At 62.5% G+C, this 18,980-nt stretch carries 12 protein-coding genes and 9 pseudogenes; 9 read left to right on the top strand and 12 right to left on the bottom strand.

Annotated elements, in window-relative coordinates; translation table 11 throughout:
* Positions 1–224 precede the first annotated feature (224 nt).
* Positions 225–749 carry a LacI family DNA-binding transcriptional regulator gene (locus QRN51_RS23415; RefSeq protein ID WP_350225004.1) on the top strand — a complete coding sequence of 175 codons (525 nt, stop codon included), beginning with the start codon at positions 225–227 and terminating at the stop codon, positions 747–749.
* Positions 750–889: 140 nt separating this feature from the next.
* Positions 890–1,108: pseudogene (locus tag QRN51_RS18275) on the top strand (ABC transporter ATP-binding protein); the annotation flags it as partial.
* A 140-nt stretch (positions 1,109–1,248) separates the two neighbouring features.
* Here QRN51_RS18275 and QRN51_RS18270 read toward each other — a convergent pair.
* Complete coding sequence (locus QRN51_RS18270; protein ID WP_350225003.1) at positions 1,249–1,686, bottom strand: hypothetical protein; 438 nt, start codon at positions 1,684–1,686, stop codon at positions 1,249–1,251.
* A gap of 199 nt (positions 1,687–1,885) precedes the next feature.
* Here QRN51_RS18270 and QRN51_RS18265 point away from each other — a divergent pair, with 199 nt between their 5' ends.
* On the top strand, positions 1,886–2,062 hold the full coding sequence (locus tag QRN51_RS18265) for a hypothetical protein (RefSeq protein WP_284991236.1): 177 nt from the start codon (positions 1,886–1,888) through the stop codon (positions 2,060–2,062).
* A 191-nt stretch (positions 2,063–2,253) separates the two neighbouring features.
* Here the strand turns inward: QRN51_RS18265 and QRN51_RS23410 are convergent.
* The 4 genes and pseudogenes from QRN51_RS23410 to QRN51_RS18245 all read right to left on the bottom strand — a co-directional run.
* Positions 2,254–2,409 (bottom strand): annotated as a pseudogene (locus tag QRN51_RS23410) (DUF1016 N-terminal domain-containing protein); the annotation flags it as partial.
* Positions 2,410–2,441: 32 nt separating this feature from the next.
* Complete coding sequence (locus QRN51_RS18255) at positions 2,442–2,864, bottom strand: organic hydroperoxide resistance protein (RefSeq protein WP_284991235.1); 423 nt, start codon at positions 2,862–2,864, stop codon at positions 2,442–2,444.
* A gap of 1,690 nt (positions 2,865–4,554) precedes the next feature.
* Positions 4,555–6,033, bottom strand: a complete 1,479-nt coding sequence (locus QRN51_RS18250; protein WP_284991234.1) for an APC family permease — start codon at positions 6,031–6,033, stop codon at positions 4,555–4,557.
* Positions 6,034–6,104: 71 nt separating this feature from the next.
* Positions 6,105–6,566 (bottom strand): IS110 family transposase, encoded by a 462-nt coding sequence (locus QRN51_RS18245; RefSeq protein ID WP_284991237.1) that lies wholly within the window; start codon positions 6,564–6,566, stop codon positions 6,105–6,107.
* Between the two features lie 190 nt (positions 6,567–6,756).
* Between QRN51_RS18245 and QRN51_RS23405 the strand changes: the two are divergent.
* Positions 6,757–7,245: pseudogene (locus QRN51_RS23405) on the top strand (hypothetical protein); the annotation flags it as partial.
* 106 nt (positions 7,246–7,351) lie between these two features.
* A complete protein-coding gene (locus QRN51_RS18235; RefSeq protein WP_284991232.1) occupies positions 7,352–7,789 on the top strand; it encodes a transposase in 438 nt (145 codons plus the stop codon).
* Between the two features lie 398 nt (positions 7,790–8,187).
* Here the strand turns inward: QRN51_RS18235 and QRN51_RS18230 are convergent.
* Together QRN51_RS18230 and QRN51_RS18225 are read right to left on the bottom strand one after the other, a co-directional pair.
* Positions 8,188–8,342, bottom strand: a pseudogene (locus QRN51_RS18230) (IS256 family transposase); the annotation flags it as partial.
* 18 nt (positions 8,343–8,360) lie between these two features.
* A pseudogene (locus QRN51_RS18225) lies at positions 8,361–9,625 on the bottom strand (IS110 family RNA-guided transposase).
* A gap of 390 nt (positions 9,626–10,015) precedes the next feature.
* Between QRN51_RS18225 and QRN51_RS18220 the strand changes: the two are divergent.
* Positions 10,016–11,094, top strand: a pseudogene (locus QRN51_RS18220) (IS110 family RNA-guided transposase).
* A 110-nt stretch (positions 11,095–11,204) separates the two neighbouring features.
* On the opposite strand, the pseudogene QRN51_RS18215 reads toward QRN51_RS18220, so the two are convergent.
* A pseudogene (locus tag QRN51_RS18215) lies at positions 11,205–12,306 on the bottom strand (IS256 family transposase); the annotation flags it as partial.
* Positions 12,307–12,964: 658 nt separating this feature from the next.
* Positions 12,965–14,095, bottom strand: coding sequence for a tyramine oxidase subunit B (locus QRN51_RS18210; RefSeq protein ID WP_284991230.1), 1,131 nt, complete (start codon positions 14,093–14,095; stop codon positions 12,965–12,967).
* Between the two features lie 136 nt (positions 14,096–14,231).
* Between QRN51_RS18210 and solA the strand changes: the two genes are divergently transcribed.
* Positions 14,232–15,389 carry an N-methyl-L-tryptophan oxidase gene (gene solA, locus QRN51_RS18205; protein ID WP_284991229.1) on the top strand — a complete coding sequence of 386 codons (1,158 nt, stop codon included), beginning with the start codon at positions 14,232–14,234 and terminating at the stop codon, positions 15,387–15,389.
* Positions 15,390–15,408: 19 nt separating this feature from the next.
* Here the strand turns inward: solA and QRN51_RS18200 are convergent, their stop codons facing one another.
* From QRN51_RS18200 to QRN51_RS23485, 3 genes and pseudogenes are all read right to left on the bottom strand, one after another.
* On the bottom strand, positions 15,409–16,023 hold the full coding sequence (locus QRN51_RS18200) for a TetR/AcrR family transcriptional regulator (RefSeq protein WP_284991228.1): 615 nt from the start codon (positions 16,021–16,023) through the stop codon (positions 15,409–15,411).
* Between the two features lie 168 nt (positions 16,024–16,191).
* Positions 16,192–17,239: pseudogene (locus QRN51_RS18195) on the bottom strand (IS110 family RNA-guided transposase).
* 263 nt (positions 17,240–17,502) lie between these two features.
* A complete protein-coding gene (locus QRN51_RS23485; protein ID WP_502870878.1) occupies positions 17,503–17,646 on the bottom strand; it encodes a hypothetical protein in 144 nt (47 codons plus the stop codon).
* Between QRN51_RS23485 and QRN51_RS18190 the strand changes: the two genes are divergently transcribed.
* Together QRN51_RS18190 and QRN51_RS23480 are read left to right on the top strand one after the other, a co-directional pair.
* Positions 17,611–17,862, top strand: coding sequence for an IS3 family transposase (locus QRN51_RS18190; protein ID WP_502870879.1), 252 nt, complete (start codon positions 17,611–17,613; stop codon positions 17,860–17,862). The genes QRN51_RS23485 and QRN51_RS18190 overlap by 36 nt on opposite strands.
* 115 nt (positions 17,863–17,977) lie before the next feature.
* Positions 17,978–18,949 (top strand): annotated as a pseudogene (locus QRN51_RS23480) (IS481 family transposase).
* Positions 18,950–18,980: the final 31 nt, after the last annotated feature.

The raw sequence follows: 18,980 nt of genomic DNA, 5'->3' as shown, positions 1-18,980 counted from the left end.
TCCGACCTGGCGGCCGAAGGCTACCAGCACGTTGACGGCGCCATCAGGATGGGCCAACAGACCGCGGCCCGCATCACCAAAGAAGCAGGGGTTGCAGCTGAAGCCAGCCTTACCGGAACTCTTAGATGACCAGCGACAGCTTCCCAAGCTCCGGCCGCAATTCAGGCCGCCGCGGAAACTGAGTGCGCGAACTTCAACGGTTATCACAGACCAGGAGCTTCAACATGCTGGACAAAATCCCATTGGGGGAACTAAAAATCCCGGGAGTTAGAATTCGCGACATTGCCGCTGTCGCAGGCCTCTCCGTCTCCACGGTCTCAAAAGCCATCAACCGTCCGCATCTGGTGGCCGCTGAAACGAGAGAGAAGGTCGCCTGCTTAGTTAAAGAGCTTAACTTCTGTCCAGTCCTACACCCACAAGAGCTGCGACCGCCCGTCCCGGGTCCCCCCTACCCATCCGCGGGCGTTGCGCCATCTTCCACCCAAGATTCACAGATCAGTTCCTCTGATGCGAGACAAGATAATCGGATTCAGCCTTACCGAAAAACCGAAAAGGTAAGGATAGAATCAGCGCTCCTCGTGCCAGGCGAACATCTATGTTTATGGACGGAGCACGAAGCTATGAGCGGCACCGTAGACGCTGTGATGGCTGACGAGTCATGCTTTTGGATCTGGGTGGACGGCGGTCTAGGCCGACGTATGGTGATTGCCAGTGACGTGCTCGCGCTTCAGACTGACAGGGTCGGCTAATCCCCCCCCGTGGTGGATTCCAAAGAATGACCACGGGCCCAGGAGGTCACAAACAAAGTTCTGACAGCTTTTCAGGCGGGATCTATTCCTAAAAACTGCTTGCGAAGTGGCCCCGCCCCTTTTGTATTCGTTCAAAAGAGGAGCCCAAGCTGATCCTTGCCGATGGACTCACCGGGAACCTGGACGAGCAGACGGGTAACCACATCATTGAGCTCCTCAGCTCGCTCAGCCGGGACCACAACACCACCATCCTCGTGGTTACTCATGACCGCGCCCTGGCCAACAAGACCGCCCTCCGCTTCCGGCTCCAGCAGGGGAAACTAAGGGAGGAAGCAGTGCGCAGTAGGCCTGCAGTAGCCACGCCGGCCATTTTGCCTACGGCAAGCCTGAGGGCATCAGAGTTTGGGGCAATTGTGCGGACACCGTCTGCACAACTACCCGAAGAGCCTACTAGTCCATTCCCCCCTGCTCGAGCTCCTTGGCGCTTCAGGCGGAAGCCCTAACGGCTGGGTCCGTTCTTTGTTCTGTGGGCACCCACAGCAACCCCTGTTCGGGTCTTTTTGGCTTTGGCTGCGCCTTTGCCCATGGCTACCGCTGCGCTGGGGTGTGTGCCTTCGCTGCGTTCGGCAGCGATGCGTCCGCGGACTTGTGTGTCGTTGGCACCGGTGCCGGACAGGGATGCTGCGAAGGTCTCCTGCCGTTCTGCAGAGCCGTAGTCAGTGGCCGACGTGCTTTCATTCTTGAGGCCTTGGTCTTTGAGCCGGCTGCTGTCGTCGCCGGCGACACGGTTCTCCATGTCACGGCCGACGCCTTCCAGGCGGGCGAAGAGTTCCTTCTCGGCGCGTTCGTATCGTTGCTCAAGTGACGCCCACTTGGAGCCTTTGAAGCCACCCTCTGCCAGGAGCTTGGCTTCGTGCATGTCCTTGGCCGCCTTCACGAACGCCGGATCTTTGAAGTGTGAGTCGCCCGCACCGTTGACGGTCGCTGCGGTTTCCTTGCGCAGCCGATCGGACGTCCTCCAGCGTGATGTTCAGGGCCGCGGATCGGTTTCGGAGATGCTGAACGAGCTCCTTCTGCGGCCACATCAGCTGGTCGATGTATGAACCGAACATCCCCCCGCTGGCCTTCGTGTAGTCGTGGATGGCTTTCGGGTCCGTGATGCGACGGCCGAAGATGAGCTCAACGTCGACGTCTCCGAGCGGGTCGACGTCCAGTCGGAGGTACCTTCCGAAGATTCGCAGCCGCTCGACAAACGGGGGCTTGCTGCCATCGGCGTTGTATTCATGTGCACGTTCCAGCAACCCGGCAACTAAGCAGGTCCCAACTCTTGGAGGGTCTCGGTGATCCTGCTGGTCAGGCGTTCTCGAGCTCGCGTTCGGCGACTTCACCGGAGAGGCCCAGGAACTCAAAGTTGTAAGGATCTTTGGCCATCTGCTGGGCCAGCTCGGAATCTGAGGCAGCCAACTGGCGGGTGAAGTTCGATGGCGCCGCACCGCGACCACCCGTACTGGATGGCCGCGGCGGCGTACCAGTCCCTCTCGTCGGCGGTTGCCGCCTTGTCCAGAATGGTTCTGATGTGGCCCCACGGCAAATGTGCCACATCCTGTGGCACATTTTGATCCGCGCCCCAGGCGCGCACCATCGCGGTCATGTATTGCAGGTTCCGGAGCGGAGGGGGTTTCAGCTACCTGCTCAGTCGTCCGTTACGGTAATAGTGACATCGAGGTTGCCCCGGGTTGCATTACTGTAAGGGCAGACCTTGTCGGCCTTTTCGGCGAGTGCCGTGGCTTCGTGGTGCGAAAGAGTGGGGATGACAACCTCGAGGCCGACCTCAAGGCCGAAGCCGCCTTGACCGTCGTTAATAATGCTGACCCTAGCCCCGACGCTCGATTCGCCGATGTCCGCCTTGGCCTGGCGCGCCACCAACTGCAGAGCAGAGTGAAAGCATGCGGCGTAGCCCGCGGCGAAGAGTTGTTCGGGGTTGGTCCCGTCGCCGGAACCGCCGAGCGCCTTGGGAGCGGCGAGCCGGAGTTCGAGCCGCCCGTCATCGGTGCGGGCACTGCCGTTTCGGCCTGCCCCGGTGGAGACTGCCTCGGTAGTGTAGATGGCGTTCAAGGGTTTTCTCCTTCCACGTCAAGAGCGTGGATGCTGGCGGGGGCGATGGTCATTTCTGGCTCCAGTCCGAAGGTGGTTGATGCTGAGGGAAAGATTTCTCGCCACCGGAGCTATTGACTTACCCGGCGTGAGAGGGGTTTGTGGGCAAGCGATTCTGTTGATTGAAGCACCCGCGTTTGGCGCCCGGTCCTTTCGGGTTCGTTGAGCGGACCACGGGATTATGTCCCCTGGTCAAGTATCCTGTGTGCTCGATCGGGGGCTCTGTGTCGCTACGTTAATATCGGTTGAGCTGCACGCCCCCAATGGATCCTGTGGAGGGGTGCCGTGCAGACTACTACAGGTGGCTGACGACGGCTGATTCGTCGACGACTTGCCTCTTGCGGATGAACACGAAGTTGATGGTCTTGGAGGGCAAACGGGACAACCCGCGCGAAGGAAAGAATCTTTGCACTCGTGGGTGAACGTCGTATGCCCTACCTGCTGGACATAACAGCGCGAGGACGCCGTGACCCCGGTCTTCCACAGATCTATACGTGCCTTCAGTCCGCGCCCGGATCGTTGTATCTATTGCGATAGCCTCGCCCTGGCGCCCGGCAATGCACGGGCACGAGCGGCCTGTACGCAATCCACGCAGTCAACGGGACAGGATCACACGATTTGTGGGAGTGGATATACCACGGAGGCAAGACGCCGTTGCCCAGTCCGACAGTTTTGCCGGGGCAGTATGATTTGCATGCACCCTGACGTTCAGAGTGCGATTTCAGCAGCTCTCCGGCAAACTGCATCCCTGACGATTGCTGGACGGTCGCATTTAGGACGTCCTCCCGATTCGGTGAACAGCCACATTCAAGGGCCAACACAACTTCGCCGGCTTGTGGTGGGTGCGACGAATCAACGCCATGTCGGGTTCGAATCCTGGTGCGAACGTGATCGTCTGATGTCATTCGATTTTGACCCGTCATTGGTGTTTCATCCCAGCCTTTCAGCATCACCTTGCCTCCATCCTCCCGCTCGCCAACGTTCCTGACTACTTCATCCGCCGTCGCGACGGGTCCGCAGTCGTGCTTGACGTTAGGCCGGACGCCCTCCTGACACAGCCGACGGGGACGTTTCCAGGCAACCAAGGACCTGTACGACCGCGTCGGCTGGAGCTACCGCCGGCGCGGAGCGCTGCCTCCGGTCCTTCTGACGAATCTGCGGTGGCTCGCTGGCTACCGTCCACGGTGTTCACGCGAAGCCACCGCGACGTTGTTGATGGACATCCTCTCGAATGGCCCGGCGTCGATACGTGACCTGGTGGCCGCTGCGAGCGACCCGGTCACTGTCCTGCCGACACTGTTCCACTTGCTGTGGAGCCGGCACGGATCTGCGACACCACAGCCTTGGCAAGGAGGCTGTGGTGTCGTTTGAGGAGGCTCGGTGTCAGGAGGTCACCGCATGCTGAAGCTCGGAGACGATTCTGCTTTTCATGATCTTTCTTTCCTGTCACCTGTGGATGCCGTAGCAAAGCCGTGAGCATGTTTTGTCTGGATCAGTTCCGTGGGTGCCCGTTCTACTTCTGTATGTCGCATGGTGTCCCTTAGCGCGCCGAAGCCGTCTTTTTAGACTGTTCGATTCCTACCTAGGGATCTCTCGCAGGCCTGGGCAGGGGTTGTCGGCGTCGACGGGTCCGCCTGCCCAGGCCGGCCTTCTATGCGTCGAAGTCGACTATGCGGGCGTAGGCCTCGGGGTTGCGGCGTTTCACGATGGCCGCCTGCACGAGACCTGTGACGATGAATGGAACGAGAAGCGCCAGGAGCGTAACGGAGAGCGGGCCGAAGGCGGGGGCGCCGTTCGCGTCCGTCTCGCCCACAAGCATGGGGTAGTTGAGCACGAGGAGGACCACGATCGCTCCTAGAGCCAGGAATGCTACGGCCGGCGCGATCATTGCCTGCCAGACGCGCGTCGACAGGCGGGTGCGGCGGAAGAAGACGACGACGGACAGCGAGGTCAGCGCCATGAGGGCCATAACTCCGAGGGCTGCGTCTCCAGTACTCCAGCTAAGCACTTGCATGGCGGATACGCCCGTGAGCATGCAGACGACGATGACCGAAACCGCGATAATCGTGGTCGTGAGGCTAGCCTTGTAGGGCGACCCGTGGCGAGGGTGAGCACGGCCCAGCCCAGTGGGAAGGAGGCCCCCGTGTCCGAGGGCGTGGAAGTAGCGCGCGATCACGTTATGGAAGGCAAGGATCGCGGCGAAGACGCTTGTGAGAAGGAGGACATTGATGATAACCACACCCGCAGGTCCAAGGTACTGGGAGGCAGTTTCGACAATGAGGGTGACTGGGTTCGCGGCGGCAGCAGCAACCACTGAATCCTCACCCCAGGCCATGATCATCATCCACGACGCGAATCCATAGAACACGCCGACGATGATGACGGCGGCGAAGGTGGCGCGTGGAATGGTTCGCTCGGGATCGCGGGCCTCGTCACGGTAGATGGCGGTCGACTCGAAGCCGAGGAACGAGGCCATGCAGAACATGAGACCGATCGCCGGCGAACCCGACATAACGTTGTCCCAGCCGAACGTATTGAGTGTGAGTCCCTCGGCTCCACCGGTCCCGACGACCACGATGCTAAGGACGACCACGATCCCAATCTCGGCCACGAGCAGCAGGCCGAGCACCTTGGTGCTGAGGTCGATGTTGCGGTAGCCGAGATAGCCGATCGCGGCGAGGATTACGAAGCTGTAGACCCACCAGTCAATGTCCGGTCCTCCGAGCCTGCCCACCGTCTCTTCCAGCACACTGCCGATCTGGGCCAGCAGGCCGATCTGCACGCCAAAGTACGCGAAGATCGACACCCATGCCGCCGCGAGACCGAGCGGACGGCTCAGACCCGCCGCGATGTAGTGGAAGAACGCCCCCGACCGGGGCACGAATCGGGTCATATGGGTGAATCCAAACGCGAAGATGATCAGCACGAGCCCCGCAAGCAGAAACAACGTGGGCAGTCCGATGCCGTTGCCGATAAGGAGTCCCAGCGGCACCATCCCGCCGAGCACCGAGAGCGGCGCGGCAGCGGCCATGACCATTAGAACGATGGCCACCGGGCCGAGTCGGCCCGTAAGTCGTACGGTTTTAGCCGCGGCGGGTAATTGTTCCTCGCGGGCTTGAGTGGTAGTCATAACTCTCCTGTCTGCGCCGCAGTACATGCCCGAAAGACGGGAAATCGAGCGCGGCGTCCGGATGATATGATTCACCAGCTGGTTAAAAAAAGCAATGGGTTAGGCGAACTGGAATACTGCCGCCACGCGATGCGGGGGTTGGATGAGCATGGCTTGAGCGTTACCATGGCCGCTGTTCGGTCCTTCACGGCGGTGTCATGGGTGACCTTGAGTTGGCGGATCATTTCGACGGCACCGTCGGCGGTTTTTGGGACCGCGGTTGCGAAACCGGCCAGAACGGCTCGTGCGGCGTGCTCCGCATTGGGCACATCGGATTTGCCGGCCAGTTTGCGCATCCACCGGTCGGGGTGGTTCACCCCGACCATCTTGAGTCCTTGCCGGCGTATGAATGAGCTCAGCCCGGAGCCGTATGTGCCTTCGATACCGAACGCGATGACCTTACCGAAAGACGCAGCCCAGTCGAGAAGTTGCCGGAACCCGCGAGAACCGGTGGCGACCGTCAATCTGGCCAGGATCCCGCCGACCGAGTCCATCACCGCGGCGAATGGACGTGCTTGTGCGTGTCAACACCAACGACCCCATGCCTTGATCGAGTGTGAGTGAGAGTATCTGATGCCATGGTGCCGGGATGCCGCAGGATCTGCAGTCTTGTAGCGTCCAGGGTGTCAGCCGGCATAGGTCCGCAAGCTCCTTGCCGCCCGTATCGTCCGGGTTGGCTCACTGATGGCATGCCGCACCGCTGGCACCCGCACGGGGCGTGGCTCGACAGAGGCATGCAAAGACTTCAAGTCAGGGTGCCCGCCGCGGGTGATCCATCATCGACGTCGGCGAAAGGAAACCCGGACATCATCGTTATCGGCATCGACCCGAATAAATCCTCCATCACCGCCTCAGCCATCGATTCCTCGGGCTGTCAGCTCGCGGTGCGGCGCTTCGTGGTCAACGCCGGCACCGCCAAGCAACTGCTGGGCTGGGCCGCGCAATGGCCTGACCCGCAGATTCGCTATCGAAGGCGCCAACGGCCTGGGCCGCGGAATTGCCCAGATCCTCGTTGCCCGCGGCGAGTCCGTTGCCGATGTCCCCTCGACACTTGCCATGAAAGTCAGGACCCACTCCACGGGCGATGGCCGGAAGAGTGACCCGGCCGATGCGTTCGCCCTTGCCATCACTGCCCTCTGGCAGAAGAATCTGCGCGCCGTCAGCGCCGAAAACCAGAGCACGATTCTGCGCCGGCTGGCCGAACGCCGCGAAGACCTCGGCCACGAACGAGCCGGCTGCTCAACCGCCTGCACCGCTCCTGCGCGAACTGATCGCGGCGGTGTCGAAAACCGGCCTCAGTGCCGACAAGGCCGCCGCCGCGCTGCGTACCATCAGGCTGGCAACAGCCACCGACGCGCTCAGACGCGAGCTCGCCCGGGAACTGCTGGCCGATCTGCGGCGCATCGATGCCGGCATCAAAAGCAATGAGGCACAGACCCGCGACGCCCTGGCAGCATCCGCCACTACGTTGCAGGAAATCCCCGGAGTCGGCGCCCTCCTGGCGGCAAAGCTCCTGGGCCACGTCGGTGACATCACCCGGTTCCCCAGCGCCTCACATTTCGCCAGCTACACGGGCACGGCGCCCTTGGACGCCTCCAGCGGCAACCAAAACCGACACCGGCTCAACACCGGAGGCAACCGGCAGCTCAACTCGGTGCTGCACACCCTGGCCGTCTGCCAAAGCCGCAAACCCGGCCAGGCGGCGACTACTACATGAAGAAAACCGCCGAAGGAAAAACACCCCGCGAGGCCCGCAGGGCACTCAAACGGCGCCTCTCCAACGTCCCGTATCGCCGAATCCTCCACGATCACCAGCACGCCCAAAAACCGCCACTTGACACACAGAGGCGCTATCAGGTCACGCCCGGTCCGGCGGCAGTGCTTGTTGCATGCCCGGCCGCGGGACTGACAAATCAACGCAAAGACACCAGCGCGTCTATCTCAGCAAAGGGTCAAGCCGCCACGACCAGGGCTTCCGAATCCACGGCTGATGATTCGACAAGATCCGACTGACAGTCCCAGCACACGCCAACCTTGCCCATGGCGTGGGTGACCGCGTTAGCGCGGCACCATTTGGGTCTGTCAATTATTCGGTGTAACTGGGGGTTGTGATTCTTAGCTCCTGCCAGCGGACAGGCGTCCGTCGAAGGTGATCTCGAAGGCGTTGAGTGCGGCCTTCCAGCGGTTGCTCCAGCGTTTCCGGCCCTTGCCGGTGGGTCGAGGCTCATGATCGCCAGGTAGACGCACTTCAGCGCGGCCTGCTCGGGGGGGTGCCTCTATGGTTTTCGTCAAGCCGCTGAAGGCGTTCGCGCTTCGTAGAGGGTGCCGTCCCTGAGCATGGCGAAGAGCGTGTCGCAGCGGCGGCGGGCGAGGGCGATGAGGGCTTGGTTGTGTCGTTTGCCTTCGGCCCGTTTTCGGTCATAGTAGGCCCTCGACAAAGGATCCTTCAGCGCAGCGAACGCGGAGAGGAATAGGGCTCTTTTGAGGATTTTGTTTCCTTTCCGGGATGGGTGGTCGCCGCGGATGGATGACCCGGATCGCCAGGTCACCGGTGCCAGACCCGCGTAGGAGGCCAGGTGTCCGGCGGAGGCGAATTCTTTGCCGACGATCTCGGTGAGGATCCGTGCTGCGGTCCTGACACCGACCGCCGGGAGTGATGTCAGGACCGGGTGAAGAGGGTGGGCCTCCACGAGGGCTTCAACCTGGGTGAAAACGGTGTCCCGCGATTCGCGGATGTCGGCAAGCATCCGGGCGAGCTGGGGCAGAACGATCGTCGCGGCGTTCGTTCCGACCACTGTCACTGTTTGCTGGTCCAGCGCATCGATGATCTCGCCGGCAAGGCGTTCACCCATCCTGGGCGCGAGCCTTATCAACCTTTTCCCAATCCTGCGCCGGCCGGCGTGGCGGAGCGCTTCGGGGGTCGGCCAGGTCCGCAGCAGATCCAACACGGCCGGGTGGTCCAGACGCGGGCCAAGGACACGCTCCAGTGCCGGGTGGATCTGGGTCAGCAGGCCCCGGATCCGGTTCGACGTCGCGGTGGCCTGTTTAGCCAGATCGTCATCGAAGCCGCAGAGCATGGTCAGTTCCGCGAGCTGTTCGTCGGCGATCTGGATGGAGCGCAGCGTGTGCGGCATGGTCCGGGCCGCTTCGGCGATGATGAACGCGTCCCGGGCATCGGTTTTCGCTTCGCCAGGGTGAAGGTCCGCGATCCGGCGCATCGCCAGACCGGGCAGGTATCCGACAGTGACACCGGCGGCTTAGGCAACCGCGACGGGGAGTGCACCGATCGTGGCTGGCTGGTCGACCACGAGCAGGATACTGCCGTGCTTCTTCAAAGAGTCAAGGATCTCACGCAGCCTGAACTCGTCGTTGGGCAAAGCCTTATCGAAGAGTTTTTTCCCCGTCCGGTCCACGGCAACGGCGTGGTGCTCGCCCTTGCCGACGTCCAGGCCCATGAAGACATCAATACTTCCGTGGTTTCCGATCACCTGTACCTCCCAGTCGTAGCAGCTGATACTTGTGCTGGACTGTCCGCGGTGTCAGAGCCCGGCATCCACGTTACGCACGACGATCCCAAACTGTCCTGCCTCTATTAGCGGTCTCTCCGGCACCTACCGGACCCCGGTGACAACACCCCCCTGTGAGTCTTGACGTGGCTGGTCTGGGACTGGCTGGCAGGGTTGGTGCTGGACGCCTTTTCCTGGCTGTGACTCAACACCCCCTCGGCCCTTTCGTGGGCCTTGGATCCGAATTGTCCGGTCAGCGGAATGGCGGCCAGTGCCTGCCCGGCCCACCTCGATGGCTTGATCAGAAGACTGCCCAGCCCCTTAGGACTGTGGCTCATCACAGGAATGCCTCGGAGTGACCTTCACCCGGGCCGGCGCGTCCGGCCGCACCGCGGCCTGAAGCATCTGCCCGTTCGTGAGGAAGGAACCCAGTCGCGATGACCACTATCGCATGCACCCACCCGTTCGTCATCGGCGTGGACACCCACGCCCGCACACATACCTATGCCGTTATCGCAGCCAGCGGCGAGCATCTGGGCACCCAGGCCTTCCCGAATACCCACGCCGGCAGGAACCGTGCGATCGCCTGGGCCGCACGTCGCACGGGCGGCGACCTCGGTGCCTTGTGGGTCATCGAGGGCACCGGCAGCTACGGGGCCCTGCTCACGGGCACCGTCGGAAGGGCGGGGTACCGAGTCGTTGAAGCCCCTAGGGCCTACGCACCCGCCCGCCGGGGCGCCGGAAAATCCGATCCGCTGGACGCGGCCGCCATCGCTGCAGCAGCTCTTCCACTGGACGAGGCTCACCTGCGAATCCCGCGACAGGACGATGGAATCCGTGCCGCCCTGCGCGTCCTGGTCGCCGCGAGAGAGCAGATGACTCTCGAGCGAACCTCCAAGGTCAACGCCCTTACCGCCCTACTGCGGGCCGTCGACCTGGGAATCGACGCCCGCAAGCCCCTCACCGATACCCAGATAACCGAGATCTCCCATTGGCGCGCCCGCGACGAAGAGCTGGCTCTGTTGACTGCGCGGGCCGAGGCCGTCCGGCTCGCCAAGCGCATCACCACGCTGGACGCCGAGCTCAAGGACAATCACACCCGCACCACGGAGCTCCTGGAGTCCAGCCCCGCCGCTCCGCTTCTGGAGGAAACAGGAATCGGGACCGTGACCGCCGCCGTGGTCTACACAGCCTGGTCGCATCTGGGCCGGGTACGTTCGGAGGCCGCCTTCGCCGCTCTGGCCGGGGTCAATCCCATCCCAGCATCGTCGGGGAACACAGTCCGACACAGACTCAACAGGGAGGCGACAGGCGCCTGAACAGTGCGCTCCACATGGCCACCGTCGTCAGGATGGTCCACGACCCCGTCACACGGGCCAATGCCGAACGCAAGAAAGCCGAAGGCAAGAACCCACGAGAGATCCGCCGCATCCTCAAGAGATATCTCGCCCGGCACCTCTATCGCGCCCTGAACGCACTCCACACCCCTAACGACACGGTCCCGAGGGCGGCTTGACAGATATAGAAGATTCGGATCATTGACGACTGGGGGCGGCAATCATGCCGGGGCCAGCAGGCCAGCACACCCTCATCCTGCAACAGGAACAGGCTACGAAAAAGGTAACGGGGGAAGTGGCCGCGGGCGTTCACGGCGCGGCGGATACGGGCGTTGATGCTCTCGATCGCGTTCGTCGTGCAGATCTCGTTGTCGAACTGCAAGAACGGCACGAACTCGGCCCACGCGTTGGTCCAGAGCCCGGTGATGGCCGGGAAGCACTTCTCCCACTCGCCGGAGAACTCCGCGAACCGGTCCAGCGCGGCCGCCTCACTCGGGGCGTGTAGACGGGCTTGAGGTCCTTGGCGATCCGCGACCAGTCCTTCTTCGAGGCATAACGGAAGCTGTTGCGCAGTAGGTGCACGATGCAGGTCTGCACGACCGTCTGCGGCCACACCGCCGCGATGGCGTCCGGCAGCCCCTTCAGCCCGTCGCAGACCACGATGCAGCAGTCGGCCACGCCGCGGTTCTTCATCTCGGTCAGCTCCCGGAGCCAGTACTTGGCGCCCTCGCTGTCGCCGTGCTCCCCGGCCCACAGCCAGAGGATCTCCCGGGTCCCGTCAACCGTCACGGCCAGGGCGACGTAGATCGGGCGGTTCGCGACCTGCCCGTCGCGGATCTTCACGTTCACACAGTCGATGAAGATCACCGGGTACACCGGATCGAGCGGCCGGTTCTGCCACTCCCCCATCCCCTCCAGCACCCGGTCGGTGATCGTGGAGATGGTCTGCTTGGACACCTCAGCCCCGTACACCTCGGCCAGGTGCGCCACGATCTCGCCATGGGTCAGGCCCTTGGCCGAGAGCGAGATGACGAGGTCATCCACCCCGGTCAGCCGCCGCTGCCGCTTGGCCACGATCCGCGGCTCGAACGACCCGTCCCGGTCCCCGGCACCGAGATCTCCACCGGCGGCCCGGCCTCGGTCAGCAGCGTCTTGGACCGCCGGCCGTTGCGGGAGTTGCGGCCGTCGGGGCCGGCCGGATCGTGTTCGTCATAGCCGAGGTGATCGTCCAATTCGCCATCGAGCGCGGACTCCATCACCAGCTTGGTCAGCTTCTGCAGCAGCCCGCCCTCCCCGGCCAACTGCAGGCCCTCGGCCCGGGCACGCTCGGTCAGCTGCCGAACCAGTTCCTCGTCCACTGCGTCCACCGCAGCGGCTGTCACATCTGTCACAGGTGTCTCCTCTTCATCAAAAGTTACACTGGAAAATTTAGAGTCCCCACCATTTCTGGAACTCGTCAGAGGTGTACTGGGTACGGACAGTCTCACTGTCGGAGTGGACAACTGCGTTCGCCGAAGCTGCATTGGTTCGGGGTGGAGGCCCGAGAGCCTTCAGACGACGATGGCCGAAACCGCGATAAATCGTGGTCGTGAGAATGGCCTTGTTAGGCGACCCGTGGGGAGGGTGAGCGCGGCCCAGCGCAGCGGGAAGGAGGCTGGGGTCTCGCCGGCAGTTCTGCGATCGTCCGCACCCTGCTGACCTGTCATGCGACTGTGTCTTGCGCAGTGTGACTGCCGGCGGTCGTTTGATTGCTCGTGTGGCCGCGCCCCTAGATAGCGGCGTCCGACGCAACGGCGCTGGAGGAACTGGCAGACAGACGACAGGATGCACCCGGGTGCTGAGCCCGGGGCATGCTTGGCGCCCACGTCGCCTTCTTCTTGAGCCTTCTCGTCCCTCGATGACCATCGATTCGATATCACTTTCAACAGCCGAGCGTCTCCGCAAGAATCCGGCACCAGTTGCGGACAAGAGCAGATCGCCCGTCGCTTCGAAGTCAGAATTGCCTGAACGAGTGCTTGACGCGACTGGATCGATGGACGCCCTGGGTGGTCATGCCAGCGCTGGCTTCTCCCACAGATTGAGACTCGTGCCGATGCCCCGTTCCACAGCCGTGCGGTAGACGCTGGTTGCCCACGCAACGTCTTGCACGGGCATGCCGCCAACGGCGAACAGGATGATCTCGTCGTCAGAGATGCGGGCAGGCTCGCGACCTGCTGCTATGCGGCCAAGATCGTCTATCGTCGAACGCTCCATGCGACCGGCGGCAATAAGGTCGTTCCAGAACACGCCGAGGTTTCCGACGTCCTCGTGGGCGGGCGCACCGAGCTCTTCAGCATACGTCTCGTAGAGCCGGATGCTGTCAGCCACATTGCGCGCGCGTTTGAGCACGAACTCCGGGTCGAAATTGATCGTCGCCGGCACGCTCACCAGCGCACCGGGCTGTATCCAACGCTCGTCGATGAAGGGGTAGTTGTGTGACCCGGCAGCGCTCGATGTCGCCACGCTCACAATGTCCGACCCGCGCACGGCATCTTCTAGCTCACTGACGATCTCAATGCGCAGGCGCGGATTCTGCTGCTGTGCCCGGTCAACGAACGCTTGGGTCGAACATCTGCTGCGGCCGAACACCTTTACCCGCTCGATTGACGGTCGGGTAACGAGAAAGGCTTCAAGAGACGTGGTGTTCATCACGCCGGGTCCGACGATTCCGAGCACCCGGGCGTCCTTCTTTGCGAGGTAGCGTGCGGCGACGCCGGGGATTGCGCCGGTGCGGTAGGCGCTCAACAGGTTGGCCGACATCAGAGCCAAAGGCGCTCCGGTCTCCTTGTCGGAGAGGGTGAACATGTGGATTGACCGAGGCAGTCCGCGAGTTCGGTTGGCGACGTTCGACCCATACCACTTCACTCCGATTGCATCGAACTGTCCCCCGATGTAAGCGGGCATCGCCATGAAGCGGCGGTCGGGGCCCGCGAGCGGCATGTTGGGGAACGGGGACACTTCCGGGAAATCGATGATGATGCCATGGGAGTTCCGGCTCGCGCCACCCATTATGTAATCGCCGACGCCGAGCGCGGCGAACATGTCGCTCATCGAGTTGACGCAGGCGGCCATGTCCGTCACCCCCGCGGCGATCATGTCATCCTCACTGAGGTAAAGGAAGTCGATTCGCTGGTCGCTCATGGTGGTCCCTTTCGGAGATAGTGACGGTGTCCATTTGCTTTTTTTTCACCGCTTGGTGAATCATATCGTTAAGTACGCCGTCGCCCGACTCCCGTGTTCGGGCATTCAGCTCGGCGTTGAAAAGGAGAAATGAGCGATGGTAAACCAAGAATTCGATGTCGCAGTGATCGGCTTGGGATCTGTAGGTTCCATGGCGATGTGGCAGCTCTGTACCACGACAGACCTATCCGTGGTCGGAATCGAGCAGTGGGGCGTTGGTCATTCATACGGCTCCTATGCCGGAGAGTCGCGCGTATTCCGTGCGGCATATCACGAGGGTTGGCGGTACGTTCCGCTTCTCCTGCGCTCCCGCGAGATGTGGCTCGACCTCGAACGTTCCGTGGGCCGCGAAATCTTTCTGCCCCACGGCATGCTGGCTGTCGATCAGCCAGGCCACGCACCCTACGAGTCGACGCTTGAGAGTATCCGCCGCTACGATCTGCCGCACCGGGCGTTTTCGACGCAGGAGCTTCGAAATACGTATCCGCAGCACATCGTGCCTGACGGCACGGAAGCGGTTCTCGATTTGCTTGGAGGCGGTATCCGTTCGGAGATTGCCGTGCTGGCCGGGGTGCAGGCTGCCGTCGCAGCGGGAGGTACCGTCATTGACGGAGAACCTGTCGTCGGGATCGATGAGGAGGGCGAGTCAATCGTCATCCGCACAACGAATCGTTCGATCCGTGTCGCTCAAGTCGTTGTCACGGCTGGCTCCTGGACGGCGAAGCTGCGACCGAAACTCTCGAGCGTTGTAAACGTTGCCACCATCGCTCTCACTTGGTTCGCCCCGAATGACATCAGTCGATACGCCGCCGACGTCTTCCCTGCGTTCCTCCGCGATCAGGACGGCGTTCATATGTTCGGCGTGCCCTCGCTGGACGGATATAGCGTCAAGGTGGTGTCCCACACGTCCGATGAGCAACTGCTCACCGACGTCGACGACGTTCCGCTCGTGGCCTCACGGGCGTCCATCGAGGAAATTAGCCACAACGCAATGCGCTTCTTCGCAGATCTCTCCCCTGAACCAGTGCGCCACACTATCCACCACGACAGTGTGACCAATTCTCGTGTTCCGGTCGTAGACCTCGACCCGTCCGGTCGCATCGTTACAATTGCGGGCTTGTCCGGCCACGGTTTCAAGTTCGCGCCGGCGTTGGGGCAACTTGCTGTGAGTTTGGTCACGGGGCGACATGATGAGCTCTACAGTTCGGACTTCGCTCTCGCCCAACACCCCGACACTGTCACGGCCCTACAGTAGCGATGGTTCGCAGCGTGGTCTACTCTGAGTGTTCGCGCCGAGGGTGGGCCACGCAGTCGTCCAGGAAGTCTTCAAGCATCTGCTTCAACACACGGGGCGGATAGTCAGAGCTTGTTAGTACGGCGAGAACTTGCATTCCTGAGATGAGGCCCAATAGTGTGCGCGCGGTCTTCGGGACATCAAGATTTTGCGTCGCTTCGCCTGAAACGACAGCCTCTTCGAGGAAGCGCACGAACTGGCTCGTGAGCCCCTCCATCCCTTCACCGTGGACAGCCGCGAAGCGCTCCGAGGTGACGCATCGTTCCCAGAACGGAAGAACAACACGGGCCTCCAGGCGTTGCTCGTCTCCAAGGGGCATCATCTCCTCGGCCATGGCCTGTAGGGCCTCGAGTCCGCGGCGATTGCCGAGGCGTGCCTCGATGCGCTTGTTCGTACGGTCAAAGACGTACACATAGCTGGCGAGCAACAGATCGTCCTTACTCGCAAAGTAGTGGCTGAGTGCCCCGTGGGTGAGTCCCATCTCGGTGGAGATTTCGCGCATCGTCGTCGACTGGAATCCCTGACGGGCAATGATCCGCCACGTAGTCTCAACGATGAGATTGCGTCGGGCCTCATGGTTGACGAGTTTTGGCATGATCCCCAGCATAGACGGAGTGGCGGTATAGACACGCGTCGGCGCGGCGGCCATGATTCGTACCACCCACAACTGGCCAGTTACGCGGACCGGCCCGTGGTCTCCGCGACCGTGATCCACGGTTGTCTGGGCAGGATCCACGAATCCACGACCCTTCTATGTTGTCTGTCAAGCAAGGACGGTCTGCAGCTCGCGGAAGATGGAGCGGGCTATGTAGCGTTTCAGGACACGTTTGATTTCCCGGTAGGTTCGGCCCTCACCGGTCCGGCGGGCTGCGTAGAGCCGGGTGGTCTCATCGTGGACCATGCGGACTTTCACGATGATGTCCAGGGCCATGTTCAACTGCCTGTCACCGCTGCGGTTCAGCCGGTGTCTCACGGTGTTCCCGGAGGATGCGGGCAGCGGTGAAACGCCGGCAAGGGCTGCGAAGGCGGCTTCGGAGCGTATCCGGCCGTGGTGCGAATACGCGCAAAGGATGACCGCCGCGGTTACCGGCCCAATGCCCGGGCGCGCCAGGAATCCCGGGGCGAGCTGCTCGACGAGTTCCTTTAGTTGCGCTTTCATGCGGCGCAGGTGCCTGTCCGCGTCCTTGACCGCGGCCGCAAGCCAGCCAGCTTCCTGGCGGGCTATCTGCTGGTCTACCGTATCGGAGGCCCACTCTCCCCAGCAGGCGATCATCCTAACCTGCGCGTCGGTGAGAGCCTTGCGGGCATCAACTCCGAGGTCGGTGGTGCGCACCAGCGCGTTGAGGGCGTTGCGGTCCGCCGTGCGCCGTGTATCCAGTCCCTTGCGGCCAGTCAACAACACGCGAAGAGCGGCACGGAGCCCGTCGGCACGCGGCACCGCGAGACGCTCCGCCTGCCGGTGCAGAACCTGCCGGGCAGCTTCCAGCGTGTCAATAGGATCGGACTTGCCGACCCCGGCTCGGGCTTGTCGTCGCGGTGGTTTCACCTCCGCGACGGGAATACCGGCCGTCTTCAGGGCACGGGTCAGCCCGGCCCCGTAGGACGAAGTCCCCTCAATGGCGGCGAGCACGTTGCCGTTCGTGTTCCGCCTCATCCAGGCGATGGCCCGGCGGATGGCAGCTGCCGTGGTGGGGAACGATTCGGTTGCCGTACAGACACCCGGTAGACGTGTCGACGATCGCGTAGGTGTGGGTTCTGGCGTGCGTGTCCACGCCCATGACGTGGCCATACTGTTCTGCAACGACGGTCATTGCGGGTCTTTCCTTTCCGGGAGCCGATTCCGTGAACTGGCGCCGGCCTGGAAGGGTTCTTTCGAGGCAGCTCTCTAATGAGTCACAGGTGGCACCCTGGACGACCTTCTATCAAGCCATCGGAAGAGGACAGGCTGGCGCCAGTCCTGCCGAACGGACAGGTCATAAAAAAGACACCGGGACCGGGTCAGAGTCAACGAGAGTCACGTTCAGTAGGACTGGCAGCCATCCTGCCAGCCAGGCACCAGGCCAGCCACCACCCATTAGAGAGTCAACTCCAAGACGAACGCGATGGGCGCCTGGTGCTCCGGGAACAGGATCCGCCAATCGATGGGTGCCACCGGGGTGTGGCGGGATAATGCCGTGGCCGAATCGCTGATTTCACGCTGAAGAACGAGTTCTACCATCACCACAGCTTCGCCACCCGGCAGGACGCGAGACGGGCGACTATGCGCTACATCGAAGTGTTCTACAACCGCTGGAGGCCCCCACCAACAACGATGGTCTGCCGCCAGCGACGGCGATGGCCAACTTCACAAGAGAAAACCAGCCGCTTCCCGCTGCTGCCTGACCGAAAAGAAACTACCCGACTGTCTCACATCCTTGACACACCTCAGTGGTGACGTGTTTGCTGCGGCAGTCGGGACGGCCGGAGACATCTGGCGCGTGACAGTTCCTGGCATCTCTAGCTGTACTGTCCCGGCAGGTCATTCGGGGCGTCTGCAGCTGGCCCGGTGAATGGTGGTTGATGGCTGGCCTTTGCGCCGTGCCGCGAAGAGATTCGACGTTTCTGTCACGACGGCCGCGCGCTGGTCCCGCCGCTACCGGGAGCTGGGTGAGGCTGGGCTGGAGGACCGAAGGAGCCAGCCACGGGGCTGCCCCCACCCGCCCGGAGGCGCACCGAGCGGCGCGTGCTGGGACTGCGCGTGAACCAGCGCTGGGGACCGGCCCGGATCGCGTACGATCTACACCTGAATGTCTCCACGGTCCACCGCATCCTGACCCGATACCTGTGTCCGCCGCTGCGCTTCACCGACCCGGCCACAGGGATCAGGGACCGCGGCCGAGACCGCGCCCGCCCGCTACGAATATGCCTGACGGGCGAAATGATCCACGTGGACATCAAGAAAACGGACGCATCCCCAACGGCGGCGGACACCGCTTCCACGGCCGCGTCCAGGGCGAAGCAAACTCTCGGGCCCGGAACCTCACTGAAGACCGGCCCATGGACCGCGGCCAAGTCCGGGGCTACAACTTCCTGCATCATGCAGTGGATTACCATTCCCGGTTCGTGTACTCCGAGATCCTGCCGGACGAGTCCAAGGAAACCGCGTCGGCGTTCATGGGCAACGCCATCGCCGCGTTCACAGCCCGGGGCATCAAAATCCAGAGGGTGCTGACCGATAACGGCTCCTGCTACCGCTCCCGCTCCCGCTCCCGCGCTGCCGTCCTGGCCGAATCCGGGATCAGGCACAAACGCACTAGGCCCTACCGACCCCAAACCAACGGCAAAGTCGAGCGCTTCAACCGCATCTTCCAAAGGAATGGGCTTACGCGAGGGCCTACAGCTCAGGAGCCGAACGCCAAGCCTGTTATCCGGACCTCATCGAGTACTACAATCAGCGCAGGCCCCACACCGCACTCAAGGGCGTCTCACCGCCAGCCGCGTTACCAACCAACCGGGTTGGGGACTGCCCCCGGTTTTGTTGACTCCTTGACCTAGCGAGCTGGTGCTCGTGGA

The sequence above is a fragment of the Arthrobacter sp. efr-133-TYG-120 genome (assembly GCF_030209785.1).
GTDB lineage: Bacteria > Actinomycetota > Actinomycetes > Actinomycetales > Micrococcaceae > Arthrobacter.
The sequence above is the reverse complement of the archived record's forward strand: the minus strand, read 5'-3'. Positions and strand labels throughout refer to the sequence as shown.